16 protein-coding genes are annotated in these 14,828 nt (G+C 59.9%); 6 read left to right on the top strand and 10 right to left on the bottom strand.

The window, feature by feature from the left end; translation table 11 throughout:
* Positions 1–42: 42 nt before the first annotated feature.
* The 4 genes from ACZZ0G_RS15485 to mdaB all read right to left on the bottom strand — a co-directional run bounded on the left by ACZZ0G_RS15485 (position 43) and on the right by mdaB (position 4,866).
* Positions 43–1,764 carry a carbamoyltransferase family protein gene (locus ACZZ0G_RS15485; RefSeq protein ID WP_463556711.1) on the bottom strand — a complete coding sequence of 574 codons (1,722 nt, stop codon included), beginning with the start codon at positions 1,762–1,764 and terminating at the stop codon, positions 43–45.
* Between the two features lie 542 nt (positions 1,765–2,306).
* Positions 2,307–3,200, bottom strand: a complete 894-nt coding sequence (locus ACZZ0G_RS15480) for an NAD-dependent epimerase/dehydratase family protein (protein ID WP_463556710.1) — start codon at positions 3,198–3,200, stop codon at positions 2,307–2,309.
* 103 nt (positions 3,201–3,303) lie between these two features.
* A complete protein-coding gene (locus ACZZ0G_RS15475; protein WP_463556709.1) occupies positions 3,304–4,215 on the bottom strand; it encodes a LysR substrate-binding domain-containing protein in 912 nt (303 codons plus the stop codon).
* A 60-nt stretch (positions 4,216–4,275) separates the two neighbouring features.
* Positions 4,276–4,866 carry an NADPH:quinone oxidoreductase MdaB gene (mdaB, locus tag ACZZ0G_RS15470; protein WP_095119572.1) on the bottom strand — a complete coding sequence of 197 codons (591 nt, stop codon included), beginning with the start codon at positions 4,864–4,866 and terminating at the stop codon, positions 4,276–4,278.
* Between the two features lie 184 nt (positions 4,867–5,050).
* On the opposite strand from mdaB, the gene ACZZ0G_RS15465 reads away from it, so the two are divergent.
* On the top strand, positions 5,051–5,365 hold the full coding sequence (locus ACZZ0G_RS15465) for a putative quinol monooxygenase (RefSeq protein WP_463556708.1): 315 nt from the start codon (positions 5,051–5,053) through the stop codon (positions 5,363–5,365).
* Here the strand turns inward: ACZZ0G_RS15465 and ACZZ0G_RS15460 are convergent.
* Positions 5,355–6,119: a sulfite exporter TauE/SafE family protein gene (locus ACZZ0G_RS15460; RefSeq protein ID WP_463556707.1), complete on the bottom strand. Its 765-nt coding sequence runs from the start codon at positions 6,117–6,119 to the stop codon at positions 5,355–5,357. The two genes, ACZZ0G_RS15465 and ACZZ0G_RS15460, sit on opposite strands and share 11 nt — an antisense overlap.
* A 217-nt stretch (positions 6,120–6,336) precedes the next feature.
* Here ACZZ0G_RS15460 and ACZZ0G_RS15455 point away from each other — a divergent pair, with 217 nt between their 5' ends.
* The 4 genes from ACZZ0G_RS15455 to ACZZ0G_RS15440 all read left to right on the top strand — a co-directional run bounded on the left by ACZZ0G_RS15455 (position 6,337) and on the right by ACZZ0G_RS15440 (position 8,716).
* Complete coding sequence (locus tag ACZZ0G_RS15455) at positions 6,337–7,218, top strand: LysR family transcriptional regulator (RefSeq protein WP_463556706.1); 882 nt, start codon at positions 6,337–6,339, stop codon at positions 7,216–7,218.
* Between the two features lie 42 nt (positions 7,219–7,260).
* Positions 7,261–7,839, top strand: coding sequence for an NAD(P)H-dependent oxidoreductase (locus tag ACZZ0G_RS15450; RefSeq protein WP_463556705.1), 579 nt, complete (start codon positions 7,261–7,263; stop codon positions 7,837–7,839).
* Positions 7,840–7,886: 47 nt separating this feature from the next.
* A complete protein-coding gene (locus ACZZ0G_RS15445) occupies positions 7,887–8,258 on the top strand; it encodes a MerR family transcriptional regulator (RefSeq protein ID WP_463556704.1) in 372 nt (123 codons plus the stop codon).
* A gap of 107 nt (positions 8,259–8,365) precedes the next feature.
* Entirely contained in the window at positions 8,366–8,716 is a 351-nt protein-coding gene (locus tag ACZZ0G_RS15440) for a cupin domain-containing protein (RefSeq protein WP_016770579.1), read from the top strand.
* Positions 8,717–8,879: 163 nt separating this feature from the next.
* Here ACZZ0G_RS15440 and mmsB read toward each other — a convergent pair whose 3' ends face one another.
* Together mmsB and ACZZ0G_RS15430 are read right to left on the bottom strand one after the other, a co-directional pair.
* A complete protein-coding gene (gene mmsB / locus ACZZ0G_RS15435) occupies positions 8,880–9,785 on the bottom strand; it encodes a 3-hydroxyisobutyrate dehydrogenase (RefSeq protein WP_463556703.1) in 906 nt (301 codons plus the stop codon).
* Between the two features lie 9 nt (positions 9,786–9,794).
* Positions 9,795–11,321 carry a CoA-acylating methylmalonate-semialdehyde dehydrogenase gene (locus ACZZ0G_RS15430; protein ID WP_463556702.1) on the bottom strand — a complete coding sequence of 509 codons (1,527 nt, stop codon included), beginning with the start codon at positions 11,319–11,321 and terminating at the stop codon, positions 9,795–9,797.
* A 149-nt stretch (positions 11,322–11,470) separates the two neighbouring features.
* Here ACZZ0G_RS15430 and ACZZ0G_RS15425 point away from each other — a divergent pair, with 149 nt between their 5' ends.
* A complete protein-coding gene (locus ACZZ0G_RS15425; protein WP_463556701.1) occupies positions 11,471–12,418 on the top strand; it encodes a LysR family transcriptional regulator in 948 nt (315 codons plus the stop codon).
* On the opposite strand, the gene ACZZ0G_RS15420 is transcribed toward ACZZ0G_RS15425, so the two are convergent.
* From ACZZ0G_RS15420 to ACZZ0G_RS15410, 3 genes are read right to left on the bottom strand one after another with little or no spacing between them, the layout of a single operon-like run.
* Positions 12,415–12,867 carry an OmpA family protein gene (locus ACZZ0G_RS15420; RefSeq protein ID WP_463558861.1) on the bottom strand — a complete coding sequence of 151 codons (453 nt, stop codon included), beginning with the start codon at positions 12,865–12,867 and terminating at the stop codon, positions 12,415–12,417. The two genes, ACZZ0G_RS15425 and ACZZ0G_RS15420, sit on opposite strands and share 4 nt — an antisense overlap.
* A gap of 47 nt (positions 12,868–12,914) precedes the next feature.
* Positions 12,915–14,183 (bottom strand): diguanylate cyclase domain-containing protein, encoded by a 1,269-nt coding sequence (locus ACZZ0G_RS15415; protein ID WP_463556700.1) that lies wholly within the window; start codon positions 14,181–14,183, stop codon positions 12,915–12,917.
* Complete coding sequence (locus ACZZ0G_RS15410; protein ID WP_463556699.1) at positions 14,180–14,755, bottom strand: YfiR family protein; 576 nt, start codon at positions 14,753–14,755, stop codon at positions 14,180–14,182. Before ACZZ0G_RS15410 ends, ACZZ0G_RS15415 begins: the two co-directional genes overlap by 4 nt.
* Positions 14,756–14,828: the final 73 nt, after the last annotated feature.

Here is a 14,828-nt window from a genome sequence, read left to right as displayed (position 1 = left end):
GCCAAAACAGGGCTCCAGCGGAGCCCTGCCCACCTCACTTCATTACTCGAAGCGTGTTTGGGTGAAGCTGTTTTTGCCCTTGCGCCAGACGATCAGCGATTCGCTCATGACCACCAGATCGACCATGCCTTCTTTCAAGGCATCCAGGGCATCCTGAGAAGAACACACGATGGGCTCTTCGTGACGGTTGAACGAAGTGTTGATCAACGCCGCCTGACCGGTCCTGGCGTGCCAGGCATTCAGCAGACGGTGCATGAACGGATCGGCTTGCGGCCGAATGATCTGCGGCCGTGCGGTGCCATCGATGTGCACCACCGCCGGGCTCGCCTCGATGAACGCCGGGTGACAATCGTAGGTCATGGTCATGGTGTCTGCCGCCACTTGCTCCTCGTCCCACCCGACGTAACAGGCGGCGGCCTGTTCAATCGCGGTGACCGGCCCGAAGGGCATGAACTCGGTGCGGTGCATGCGTTTGTTGAGCCAGTCGTTAACCTCGGCATCCTGGGCGTGATAGACGATGCTGCGATTGCACAGCGAGCGCGGGCCGAATTCCATCTTGCCTTTGAACATGCCCAGCACCTGATTTTCCAGCAGCGCCTCGGTGAGCACCTCGATGAGGTTGGCAGGCGTGTGGTAACCCAGTTCCGGGTAGTCGCGATGGATCAGATTGATGTTCTGCGAAACGCTGCGCGACTCCGGCCCGAGCGCCATGGTCGGGGCCCTGAAGCGAGTACCGTTTTGCAGATAAGCGGCGCCGACCGCTGCCGCCAATGCCAGGCCACCATCGCCCATGCACGGCAACACATAGACATTCTTGACGTTGGCAATCTCGCGCAGGCGTTGATTGAGCTTCACGTTGCCAAACACACCGCCGGCCAGACACAGATTGCTGCTGCCGCGTTGTTCCAGATGATGGGTGACCACCGCGACCAGCAAGTCTTCGCTATGCCGTTGTACGGCGGCCGCGATGTCCTCGGGGGTTTCCTCAGCGAACAGCGCTTGCAGCGGATCGCTGTAGTTGTTGTAGGACGGCAGGAACAGATCGCCGCAATACGCCTTGATACGCCCGTCCTCGAAACGGATCATCTGCTGCATCACCCCCAGCAGTTTTTGCGGATCGCCGAAGGCTGCGAGGCCGGTGACCTTGCCTTCATGGCGGTTCGGTTTGTAGCCCAGCAAATGGGTAATCCGCCCGTAAAAATAGCCCAGGCTGTCGATGCTGGTCTCGCGTTGCAACACGCTGGTTTCAGTCGGGCTGTACCAGGTCACGGTCAGCGACTGGAAGTCGCCGCGTCCGTCACAGGTCAACGTCAGCGCTTCATCGAACGGCGAACAGACGTAGGCACCGAGGGCATGACATTCATGGTGATCGATGTAGTACGCCTTGCCCAGCAAACCATTGGCCGCGATGAACTCATCAAATTCGGCGCGTTTCTCTTTATCGTTCCTGACCTCATCGGTGACTCGCTGGCGGAATTGCGTCAGGCCTTGAGGGTTGGTCCTGACCTCCTCAACGATGCGATCAAAATACAATTCAAGATGCTTGTCGGCACTGAATCCGGCGTTCCATCCATAAGCGACATAGTCGACGTCCTCCAGAGACAAACCCGCCTGACTCAAGACGAATTCAATGGATTGGCCGGGCCAGATCTTGTGGTCCTTGATACGGGTGAAGCGCTCCTCGCTGACCGCTGAAAGAATCAGGCCGTCGCGCACCAGGCAAGCTCCCGATAAATCGTTGTTGGTAACACCCAAAATGATCATAACTATTCCTTGTTTTTGCCAATTTCAGTGATGACGTTACCCACGCCCTGAACACGCGAAGCGCAGGCGGGACTGTTTGAAGGAGGTGCGGCAGCAATGGCCGACAGCCATTAACCGCGAGAAGGCGAAGTGAATCTGTCCGCCCGGGATACACCTTTACGAAAAGGCATCAGTAGCGTGCTGTCATCGCAAAATCCTTTTGCATAAAAACTCCACAAGCATTGAGCTGCAGAACCGGCTTCATGCCGTTACAGCCCGTTGATGTGGCTATCCAGAGGGCGACGCGAGGGGCGCCGAGCTGTTTAGCCGGATGACAGCCTAATAGGAAATTTCCGGCTAAAACGGTTCAGGTTGACCTAAAAATTAAATGCCATCTGCCGTGCCATGGTTTTCCGGGACAGCCGTGGAGGTGAAAAAACCTGCGGGAGCGAGCGTGCTGGCGAGGCGTTTTTTTCATTCAACATGCGCGTTGAATGGTTGGCCGCTATCGCTGGCAAGCCAGCTCCCACAGGTTTCGGGGGGATCACTCGGAAGGGCTGAACTCACACCATTTCGTTACGAATCCATTCAACCACCGACGTGCGCTTCGGTGCCCAGCCCAGCAGTTCACGAGCGTGTTTGCCGCGTACTCGGCTGTTGGAGCCGAGGCCGTAGTTGGCCATTTCGTAGCCCCATTCAGCTTCGGCGTCTTTCAGCGGCCAGTCTTGCGGTTGGCCGAGGTTCAGGGCTTCGGCCATGGCGGTGGTCATGTCGATGAACGAGGCTTCGCCGCTTTCGACGAAGTAGAAAGTGCCTGGGATGTTTTTGGTCAGCGCCAGCAGGTAGAGGGCGACGACGTCTTCGATGTGCACGTTGGACCAGATGTTCTGGCCGGTGCCGACGTGGCGCACTACGCCGCTTTTACGTGCCTGCTTGAGCAGTCGCGGCAGTTGCACGCTGTCGCGATTGACGCCCAGGCTGTGGCCGTAAATCAGCGTGTTGCAGATGACGGCGGAATTCACGCCGTCCTTCGCCGCCGCGAGAATCAGGTTGTCGATGGCCACGCGCGCGGCTTTGTCGACGGTCGGCTCCGGCAGGTTGTCCTCAAAGTAGATAACGTCGCTGGATTTACCGCCCGACGCATCGCCAACGATGCTCGAACCGCTGGTGTGCAGGAAGACTTTGTTGGAACCGCGCAAGGCATCGAGCAAGGCTTCGACCGCGCCGCGATGGTCGCTGCTGGCGGCGTTGATCACCGCGTCGGCAGCGCGGGCCTGTTCGGCGAGCAGTGCTTGGTCGTCGAGAGTGCCGATGACCGCGGTGATTCCGATGGCTTTCAGCTCTTCAGCCTGTTCGGCGCTGCGCACCAGGCCTGTGACTTTGTGCCCGGCCGTGACCAGACCGGTAGCGATCGAGCCGCCAATAAAACCGGCAGCGCCGGTGACGAATACGTTCATGGAATAACTCCCTGCGTGAGTAAGTGATGGGACGAGTATCTGCCCCTGAGCTGGAGGGAAAAACCCGCCCCCGCCCAATTCACTCTTGCGCAGAGGTCACGAATCAGCCCTTGAAGTCGGCGCTGGCGTAAGCAGCGAGTTTGCTCTGAATAAAGTCGAGGAAGCACTGAATGCGCAGCGCCAGTTGCGAGTTACGGTAGTACACCGCGTTGATTGGCTGGCGATAACCGCTATTGAATTCGCCGAGCAGGACTTTCAGGCGCCCGGCGCGAATGTCATCGATGGTCATGAAGTGCGACAGACAGGCGATGCCCTGCCCTTCCAGCGCCAGATGGCGCACGGTCTCGCCGCTGGAGGCGCTGATCGCCGGAGTGATCGGCCAGCGGTCGCCGTGCACATAGCGCAGCGGCCACTGGTTGAGACCTTCGTTCTGGGTGAAACCGAGCAAGGTGTGTTCGCTCAAGTCCGCCACTTGCAGCGGCGCGCCGTACTTTTCCAGATAGGCCGGGCTAGCGACAATCAACAACGGACTGCAACCGAGTGAGCGCGCGTGCAACGTCGAATCGGCGAGGGTGCCGATGCGGATAGCGACGTCGGTGCTTTGTTCCAGCAGGTCAATGATCAGGTCATTGCTGTTGAGTTCGAGCTGAATGTCCGGATAGAGCCGGCGGAACTCGTCGATGTACGGGACCACCGCGTGCAGCATGAACGGTGATGCGGCATTGATCCGTAGGCGCCCGGACGGGGTTTGCTGACGAGAGGACAGCCGCTCTTCAAGTTGATCCATCTGATCGAGAATCAGCTTGGCCTGCTCGAAGAAGTACTTGCCCTCTTCGGTCAGGTCCATGCGCCGCGTGGTGCGGTTGATCAGCGTAGTGTCGAGCTTGGCTTCCAGCTTCGACAACGTGCGACTGACCGCCGACGGCGTCTGTCCGACTTGCTCGGCGGCGGCGGAAATCGAACCGCATTCGATCACGCAGACGAAAATCTGCAACTCATCGGATCTGGCTTTCACGGGTGTCCTCAAATCGATTGGCCTGCCCCGCAGGCTCAGGCCTTCGATAGTAGCCGAGCATCAGCCCTTGAGGCCAAACACCTCGGTCAGATGCTGTTCATAGCGCGCCACATCAGCCTCGATGTTCGGCCGTTTCATCACGTCGACACAGAGGAACGTCGGCAAACCGGTCATGCCGAGAAACTCATTGGCCTTGTGAAACGGGAAGTACACCGCGTCGACACCTTTGGCTTCAAAGAAATCAGTCGGGTCATCGAACGCTTGTTGCGGTGCGTTCCAGGTCAGCGACAGCATGTATTGCTTGCCCTGAATCAAACCACCGCTGCCGTACTTCTGCGAGGCATCGGAACGGGTGCGACCATCGCTGGCGTAGAGGCTGCCGTGGCCTTCGGTGAAGACTTCGTCGAGGTACTTTTTCACCGTCCACGGCGCGCCCATCCACCAGCCGGGCATCTGATAAATGATCACGTCGGCCCAGAGGAATTTGGCCACTTCTTCGGCAACGTCGTAGCCCTCGTCGATGAAGGTGGTTTTGACGTCGACACCGCCGCGATCGAGCACGCTTAGCGCCGCTTCGTGCAGGGTGGTGTTGTAACGACCGTCAGAGTGGGCGAATTTTTTACCGCCATTGAGCAACAGCACTTTTTTCATGAGAAAGCCTCGGCGCAGCCATTGGGCTGGATGGAGAAGGGAAACGGGAATGGCGGCAGATTAACGATCCGCCTCGCGCGGAGTAAGCCAGATTTGCGCAAAATACATTTGAGTAAAAAGCACGAATCGAATGCCGATTGTTGCCATAGCATTTGCGGCTATCAGAATTTGAGGAGTTGCTGCGATGAGTGAACGCCAGGGTTTTATCCTGCACGCCAAGACCCGCCCGGAAAAAGCCGAGGCTTTCGAATCACTGTTTCGCGCTTACGTTGAGCCGAGCCGCGCCGAGCCCGGCTGCATCGAATACCACATGCTGCGCGACAAGGAAGATCCGTCGCTGTTCATCTTCTACGAAATCTGGGCGTCGCAAGCGCACCTGGATGTGCATTCGAATCTGCCGCACATGAAGGCGTTTTTTGAACGGCGCATGGATTATCTGGAGCGCGATTTTGATATCCGCCAGATCGAAATGCTCAGCGAGTCCTCGGCTAACCGCTGATCAATAAATGGGCGCCGAGCGCACCCAGACCGACAAAGAAAACCCGCTTGAACAGCACGGCGCTGATGCGCTCGCGCAGCCATTGCCCGAGCAGCATGCCGAGAATGGCCGGGATCAGCGCCAGCAGCGAAGCACTGAGTTCGCCGCCACCGAGGGCGCCACGCCAGAGCAATCCAGCGGCCAGTGCCAACGTCGAAACGGTGAATGACAGGCCCAGCGCCTGGACCAGTTCATCGCGATTCAAGCCCAGTGCTTGCAGGTACGGCACCGCCGGAATCACGAAGACACCGGTGGCCGAAGTGATGACGCCGGTGATCAATCCGCACAAGGGGCCGAGCCAGGTTTCATGGCGCGGGGGGATGTGCAGCGTGGCCAGGAACAGTCCGCTCAACGCGTAGAGCAACAGCGCCGCGCCCAGTCCCCGCACCACCCAATGCCCGCCCGTCATGCCGATCCATAAGGTGCCGAGGCCGGTGCCGAGAAAGATCATCAGCAACATCGGCCAGAGACGCTTGAGCAGCCCTTGCAGATGCCCGCCGAATGCCAGTTGCCAGACATTGGTCAGGGTGGCCGGGATGATCAGCAAGGCGGCTGCCTGCGATGGCGCCATAGCCAGACCGAGCAAACCCATGGCGACGGTGGGCAGACCGAGGCCGATGACACCTTTGATCAGACCGGCGAGCATGAAAGTCATGATGACCAGCAAGGACAGGGCAAGGCCGAGGTGTTGGTAGAAATCTGTGAGAGTGTTCATGGCGTTACTGTGCGCCAGGCGGGGTTGGCTGGAAATCTGCCATATACTGAGGCTGCCTCTCACCAGACAAGAGGCTGATATTTTCTTTGAGGCTTCCGGCCTCTTCGCGAGCAAGCTCGCTCCCACATAGGATGTGTGTCGTACACAACTCCCCTGTGGGAGCGAGCTTGCTCGCGAAGGGGCCAGCCCGAACACACTAAAACCAGAGGCTGCCACCATGCACTTCGACCTCACCGACCTGCGCCTCTACCTGCACATCCTCGACACCGGCAACATCACCGCCGGCGCCGCCCGCAGCCATTTATCCCTGGCCGCTGCAAGCGCCAGAATCCGTGCCATGGAAGCCTCGCTCGGCACCGACTTCCTTGAGCGCGGCCGCCGTGGTGTCACGCCGACGCCAGCCGGTAAAGCGCTGGCCCAACACGCGCGCATCCTCCTGCAACAAGCCGAGCGCATGCAGCAGGATCTGGCCGACTACGCCCAAGGCGTCAAAGGACAGGTGCGGTTACTGTGCAACACCACGGCGATCACCGAATACCTGCCTGAAGTACTCGCGGACTTCCTGCGCGATCACCCAAATCTCGACATCGACTTGCAGGAACTGCCCAGCGCGCGCATCACTCATGCCTTGCACCAAGGCGCGGCGGATTTAGGGATTGTGTCCGACGCGGTGGACACCAGTGACCTGCAGACCCAGCCATTTCGCGACGATCCGCTGGTGCTGATTCTGCCTCTCGACCACCCATTGTCTGACGCCGCCGAGGTCAGTTTCAGCGACGCTTTGCACCATGACTTCGTCGGACTCAGCGCCAACAGCGCTTTGGCGATCTATCTGGAAGAACAGGCCCTGCACAGCGGCGCGCGCATGCAGGTGCGTATCCGTGCGGATGGTTTCGATGGCGTGATGCGCATGGTCGGCCGTGGCGCCGGGCTGGCCATCGTGCCGCTGGCCGCCGTCGAACGCGCGGGGCAGCGCTCATTCAACAGCGTGACATTGAACGAACCCTGGGCGCGCCGAACCTTGATGCTCTGCGCCAAGGATTTCACCACCCTGCCGGGATACGCAAAAGCCCTGCTGCACGCCTTGACTCTCCCCTAAGGGGCAGACTTCATCCTTGGCTTTTCATCAGCAAGGACAGTCATGATGGGTAAACGAATTCTGCTGATTCTCGGTCATCCCTCCTCCACAAGTTTTTGTGCTGCACTGGCCGAGCGCTACGCGCAGTCAGCGATGGACGCCGGTCACGAAGTCCGCCAGTTGCGCCTCGGCGAAATGAATTTTGATCCGGTGCTGCGCGAGGGCTATCAACAGATTCAGGCGCTGGAAGATGACTTGAGCGCGGCGCAGACCGACATCCTCTGGGCCGAACACCTGACGCTGATTTACCCGATTTGGTGGGGTGGGATTCCTGCGCTGCTCAAAGGTTTTTTTGATCGCGCGTTGCTGCCGGGCTTCGCCTTCAAATACCGCGTGGGCAAAGCTTTTCCCGATAAATTGCTCAAGGGCCGTACCGCGCATTTATTGGTGACGATGGACACGCCGGCCTGGTATTACCGCTGGTTTTATCGCATGCCCGGACTGCATCAGGTGCGCAAGACCACCCTCGAATTCTGCGGGATCAAACCGCTGCGCACACTGACGTTTGGTCCGATACTCGGCTCAAGTGAACCCCAGCGAAAAACCTGGCTGGGGCAGGCGCAGGCTATCGCCGCACACTGACTCTGCTGATAATGCAGCGCGCTGTTTCCCACTGAAAAAGGACTTTTATGTACATCGGCCAAGCCGCGCAACGCTCCGGCACCACCATTAAAAGCATCCGTCATTACGAGTCGATCGGCCTGCTGCCCAAGCCCCGGCGTCAGGGCAATTATCGTCTCTACGACCAGCAGACCGTCGAATTGCTGGTGTTCATAAAATGCGCCAAAGACATGGGTTTCCGTCTCAAGGAATTGCAGGTGATTTTCGCCGACCATCAGGGTGAAGCGATGCCTTGGGCACGTGCGCAGCAAGCCATCGAGACGAATAAGCGCGAAATCGGTGATGCCATGACCGAACTCACCCGGCAATTCGCGCAACTGGAGGTATTCGAATCCAGCCTCGAACAGGCCCGAAGCGAATGCCCGCTGGAAAAACTCTGAGCCTGCGCGCGTTTCTGAGCAGCTTGATGTCGACCCCAGACATCTGAACGCCGACCGGGCGCTATAGGGTGCGAGTTCATTTCTCAAATCCACTGCCCGGAGTCCTCATGACCGCGACCGCCCCTATCACCGTTCTGCGCGACACCCATCCGCTACCGGTACTCGATGCCTGCAAATGGGAAAAACTCGAAGGCGACCCGCACACTGTCAACCTCAACGCCTACACCAGCGAAGACGGCAGCAAGATCATGGGCACGTGGATCTGCACCCCGGGCAAGTGGCGCGTCGATTATGTGAAGTGGGAGTACTGCCATTTCCAGGAAGGCTACTGCGTGATCACCCCGGACGGCATGGCGCCGATTCACCTGCGCGCCGGCGATATCTTCGTGGTTGAGCCGGGCATGAAAGGCACGTGGGAAGTGGTCGAGACCGTGCGCAAATATTTCGTGTTCGCCTGATGCAAAAAAGCCGGGAGATCACCCGACGTGATTTCCCGGCAAACAATGTCTGATACACACAAGTCCCCTGTAGGAGCGAGCCTGCTCGCGAAAGCGCACGGTCAGTCACTTCCTTATTGAAGCGACCGCCGTCATCGCGAGCAGGCTCGCTCCCACCGAGGGTTCAGCGCTGTCCTTCTATTGCAGCAGGCTTGCGATAGCTGTTGATGATCGCCGAGAAATCTTTCCCGCCGTCCCCACGCTGACTCATCGCCTGATACAACTGCTGCGCCACCGCGCCGAGCACCACCGGTTGGTGCGCCTGACGCGCCGCTTCCGTCGCCAGCCCCAGATCCTTGAGCATCAATTCGGCACCGAACCCACCGGTATAACCACGGGACGCCGGCGCGGTTTCGACGATCCCCGGCCACGGGTTGTACATCTCGGAACTCCAGCAGCGCCCGGTCGAACTGTTAATGATCCCGGCCAGCACCGTCGTGTCGATGCCCAGCGCATCACCCAGCGCCATCGCCTCACTGACCCCCACCATCGAAATCGCCAGCAGCAGGTTGTTGCAGATTTTGGCGATCTGCCCGGTGCCGACTTCACCGCAATGCACGATGTTGCGGCCCATCTGCGCCAGCACCGGTTGCAGCGTGGCGAACAGTTCCGGGGTGGCGCCGACCATGAAGGTCAGCGTGCCTGCGGTCGCGCCGCCGGTGCCGCCGGACACCGGCGCATCAGCCATGGCCACACCTTGTTTGGCCGCCGCCGCTGCCACATCGCGCGCCGTCTGCGGATCAATGGTGCTGCAATCCACCGCCGGCACACCTTTGCCGACACCAGCAAGCACGCCGTCTTCACCCAGCCAGACACTGCGCACATGCACAGCGGCCGGCAGCATGGTGATCACCAGTTCGGCATCCTCGGCAGCCTCACGCGCCGAAGCACGAATGCTGCCGCCCAGTTGCTCCAGCTCCGCCAGCACGGTTTTGTTCAGGTCGACCAGATTCAGCGAGTGACCAGCCTTGATCAGGTTGCGCGCCATCGGCGCGCCCATGTTGCCCAGACCGATAAATGCGATTTTCATGGCCGTTCCTCAGCGCAGGTTGATGGTGGTGTTCACGCCGTCGTTGACGCTGTCGTCATCGAACCAGCGCGCCGTGACCGTTTTGGTCTGCGTGTAGAACTGCACCACTTGCTTGCCGTACGGGCCGAGGTCGCCGAGTTTCGAACCGCGCGAACCGGTGAAACTGAAGAACGGTACTGGCACCGGAATCGGGATGTTGATGCCGACCTGACCGACATCGATTTCAGTCTGGAACTTACGCGCCGCCGCGCCGCTCTGGGTGAACAGGCCGGTGCCGTTGCCGAACGGGTTGGCGTTGACCAGCGCGATAGCCTGATCGAGGGTGTCGACTTCCAGCACCACCAGTACCGGTCCGAAAATTTCCTGGGTGTAGATCTGCATGTCGGTGGTCACGCCCGAGAACAGGGTCGGGCCGACAAAGTTGCCTTGCTCGTAGCCCGGCACCTTGATGTCACGACCGTCCAGTTCCAGCTTGGCGCCTTCCTTGATGCCGCTTTCGATCAGCTCGAGAATTCGTGCTTTGGCTTTCTTCGAGATCACCGGCCCAACATCGGTGCCCGGCTCGCTGCCGGCGTTGACGGTGAGTTTCTGCGCCAGCGCTTTCAGGTCCGGCAGCCATTGTTTCGCCGCACCGACCAGCACAACGACGGAGGTGGCCATGCAACGTTGCCCGGCCGCACCGAAACCGGCGCCGACCAAGGCATTCAGTGCTTGCTCGCGATTGGCGTCGGCCAGCACCACAGCGTGGTTCTTCGCGCCCATCATCGATTGCACGCGCTTGCCGTGCTTGCCGGCCAAGTCGTAAACGTGGGTACCGACAGCGGTCGAACCGACGAAGGACACGGCTTTGATGTCCTTGTGCGTGCACAGGCCATCGACCACGTCTTTACCGCCGTGCACCACGTTCAACACGCCGGCCGGAACACCGGCCTCGATCGCCAGTTCCACCAACAGCATGGTCGACAGCGGATCCTGTTCGGACGGCTTCAAGACGAACGTGTTGCCGCAAGCGATGGCCATCGGGAACATCCACAGCGGAATCATCGCCGGGAAGTTGAACGGCGTGATGCCGGCGCACACGCCGATCGGCTGACGCAGGGTATAGGTATCAACGCCGCCGGCGACGTTCTCGGCGAACTCGCCCATTTGCAGGCTGCCGATGGAGCACGCGTGCTCGACCACTTCCAGTCCACGGAAAATATCGCCCTCGGCGTCGGCAATGGTTTTGCCTTGCTCGGCGCTCAGGACCACGGCGATGCGTTTGGAGTGTTCGCGGATCAACGCTTGCAGCTTGAGCATGATGCGCATGCGTGCGCCGATCGGGGTCAGTTTCCAGGTCTGGAACGCATGCTGGGCGGCGCTGACGGCGGCATCGACTTCAGCGGCGGTGGCGAACGGGACTTTGGCCAGCACTTGCTGGGTCGCCGGGTTGACGATGTCGTGCCATTCGGTGGTCTGCGACTCGACCCACTCGCCATTGATCAGCAGCTTGACCTTCTGGACCGTGGTTTCGTTGGGCGTAAGCGATGCGTTCATGCTGGTCTCCGAAACTTGTTTTTATCGTAGGAGCCAAGGCGAAGGGTTCGCCTTGAGATGAGGCGTGTGTCACGAATTGGTTGTCGGACTGTTTTTGGAGTATAGATGTGCAAACTTCTAATAAGAACGCACATATAAGCCCGTCCATCATGCAAAAAAACATCACCTCGCTAGGCTCGCTGAACTGGGACGACCTCAAGTTTTTTCTCGAAGTCGCCCGCACCCGCAAGGCCAGCACTGCCGCCAAACGGCTGGCTGTCGACTACACCACCGTGTCGCGGCGGATCAGTTCGCTGGAGGCGGCATTGGGCACTTTGCTGTTCGAGAAGTCGCGGACCAGCGGCTTCGTCCTGACCACCGAAGGTCAGCGTTTGCTCGGTTATGCCGAGTCGATTGAAAGCACCTTGCACATGGCCTGCGAGCAGGTGTCAGGCTCTGGCGTAGCGCTGTCCGGGCATGTGCGCATGGGTTGTACCGAAGGCTTCGGCAGTTTTTTCATCACCCCGCAACTGAGCCACTTCGTCGACGCCTACCCGGCGATCTCGGTGGACATCCTGCCGCTGCCGCACTTCATCAGTCTGTCCAAGCGCGAGGCCGATATCGTCATTGCGCTGGAGCGCCCGGAGCATGGGCCGTACGTCTGCTGCAAACTCTGCGACTACCGTTTGCAGCTCTACGCGACCCAGGACTATCTGGACAAACACCCACCGATCCGCCGCCCGGCAGACTTGGGCAAGCATCAATTCATCAGTTATGTGGATGATCTGGCGTTCAGCTCGGAGCTGCTCTACCTGGCGAACGTGCTGCCCGGCGCCAGCGCCAACTTGCGCAGCACCAGCGTGATTGCGCAGTTCGTCGCGGCGCAGCAAGGGCGCTCACTGGCGATACTGCCGTGCTTCCTCGCCGCGCAGGATCCCCGCCTGCTGCCAGTTTTGCCGGAGGAAATCGACATCACCCGGCAATTCTGGATGTACTGCCGGGAGGATCTGCGAAAGCTCAAGCGGATCACCCTGTTGTGGGATTACATCCGTGAGGTGACTGAGCGTAATCAGGGTCTGCTGATGGGGCAGACCGGCGAGATGCAGTTCGCCGATTAGTCGGCGCTCACCACAATCGAGACCCGGCGGTTTTCCGTGCGACCGGCCGCCGTATCGTTGGACGCCACCGGCTCTTTGCTGCCCAGCCCCTGCAACTGGATGTTCTCTTGCTTCATGCCGACCGTGCCCAGCACGTTGGCGACACTTTTCGCACGACGCAGCGACAGTTGCTGGTTGTACGTTTCCTTGCCCGATGCGTCGGTGTGACCGTCGACCCGTACGCGTTCGATGCCGACACCCAGCAATGCCTTGCCGATACGCTCGACGATCTCGGTGCTTTGCGTGTTCAGGCTTTCGACGTCGCTGCCAAACAGCACTTTGCCGGACAGGCCAAACTCCCAGCCCTCGTCGGTCAATTCAAAACCCTGTTGTTTGAGCACGGCGACTTGCGCCGGGGTCAGGCCTTTCGGCGGGGCGGTCTGGCAACCGGTCAGGGCCAATACGGCCATCAACAGCACAGCGTAAAAAGTTCGAATGGACAGTGTGAACACGAGAGTCAGCTCCTGGTTTGAACGGAATCGACCGGGTGCTCCGCCCCAGCCGTGAATTGGGCGCCGCGCGACAAGCGCTTGGCTTGATACATGGCCGCATCGGCGGCATCGAGCAAGGCCCCCGGCGTGACACCATGATCGGGAAAAACCGCAATGCCGATACTGAGCGAAGTCACCACACTGGTGTCACCCGGCAGCGCGATGGGCATGTCCATGCTGGCGAGGATCTTGTCGGCAATACGCTCGGCGTCTTCGACCGCGTGCAGCGGCGTGAGCAGCACGGCGAACTCATCACCCCCCAACCGCGCCACCAGATCCTCTTCGCGCAACTGCGCACGGACGCGATTGGCCACCGCCACCAGCACCGCATCACCCGCGGCGTGGCCAAAGTTGTCATTGATGCCTTTGAAGCGGTCACTGTCGAGAAACAACACGGCCACTCGCTCATCGTGTTTGCCGGCATTGCGCAACGCACGAATCAATCGCCCTTCGAAAAAGGCGCGGTTTGGCAGACCGGTCAGGCTGTCGTGACTGGCCTGGTGAGCGAGGGTTTCGTTTTCGTTTTTCAGGTGGGTTTGCCACGACTCCAGTTCGTCGAGCAAGGCGTTGAAGTCATTGCCGAGGTTGTCGAGTTCGGCGATCTGCGCTTGTGGTACACGGCGGTCCAGCGCGCGTTCGCTACGTGCGGCGTGCGCCACATTGGCCAGACTGCGCAGAGGACCGGTAATCGCGCGTAATTGGCGCCGCGCCAGATAGAGCGCCACCCAGGCGCTGATCGCGGTACAGAGGATGATCCCCGCCAGACCGCTGAGCAGAAAGCGCATCAGGCTGCCACCATGGCCGGTGAGCAGTACACGACCGATTTCACGGTCCTGATGCTCGATTGGCAGGCTGACGGGTTTTTCCAGGACGGCGCGGGTGATCTGCATTTCCAGCTCAGAGAACAATCCGTTTTCCGGGCGTTGCCAATGTGCGAGCAGTTTTCCCTGGCTGTCCAGTACCTGGGCATCAGCAACCTCTTCGGCAGAAGCAATCAGCGCCAGCGATTCGTTGGCGGCCGCCTTGTCGTTGAACACCACTGCGGCTTCCACGGTGTAGCTGATCGAACGGGCGATCAAGTGCAGGTTGTGATCGGCGTACACCCGTAATGCCAGTACGCCGAGCAACGTCAGCGAAACGCTGGCCATCGCTACGCCCACCAGCGCGACCGTCAGATGCCCTCGGCCAATGACCGAACCCAGTGTTGGGCGGCTATTCGATCTGAACAGGTTCATGGCGCCGCCGGTTTGCGACGCGACAATTGCAGCACGCTGGGGTGAATGCGCACGCCACTGCGGGCAACGGAGTCGAGATTGACCTCGAAGGACACTTGCTCATCGCCAACGCGCAGACAGAACAGGCTACCGACCGTGCACTGATCGCCACCTTCGCTAATGCTCAACACTGGATGACCGATCAGCGATGCGAACAAGCGAGTGCGTTCATCCGCGGTGAGTTTGCCGATGTACACCGCATCGCATTCGCTGACGATGGCCGGGTTGTCGGCCAGCAGGCGATGTACGATGACCGGTCGCCCCGTGGCTTGCGTGGTGCCTTTGACCAGATCATCGGTGTACTCGGTGGGGCCAACGATGCACAGACGTAATTGCGCAGGTTCCACAGGCCAGCGCGCATAGCTGAGAATGCCAAGAACCACCTGAGTGACAGATTTGGCCCGTTGTTCGGCCATGCCCGCCGGCGCTTGCGGCTGCGCGACAGCTGCGCCCGTCAACATCCAGAGCAGAGCGACAAGCAACGCGTGCTTGCAGACAACTACGCGCTCTGTCGCCCAGACAGACACCTTCATGCAGGGATTCTCTTGGATCGTAGCGAAATGATGCCGCAACGATAGCACAGCAGTGAAACGCCAGCGAGGCAGC

Source organism: Pseudomonas sp. AC169 (genome assembly GCF_979258515.1).
Note: the sequence above shows the minus strand (reverse complement) of the source record. Positions and strands in the feature narration are given on the sequence as shown.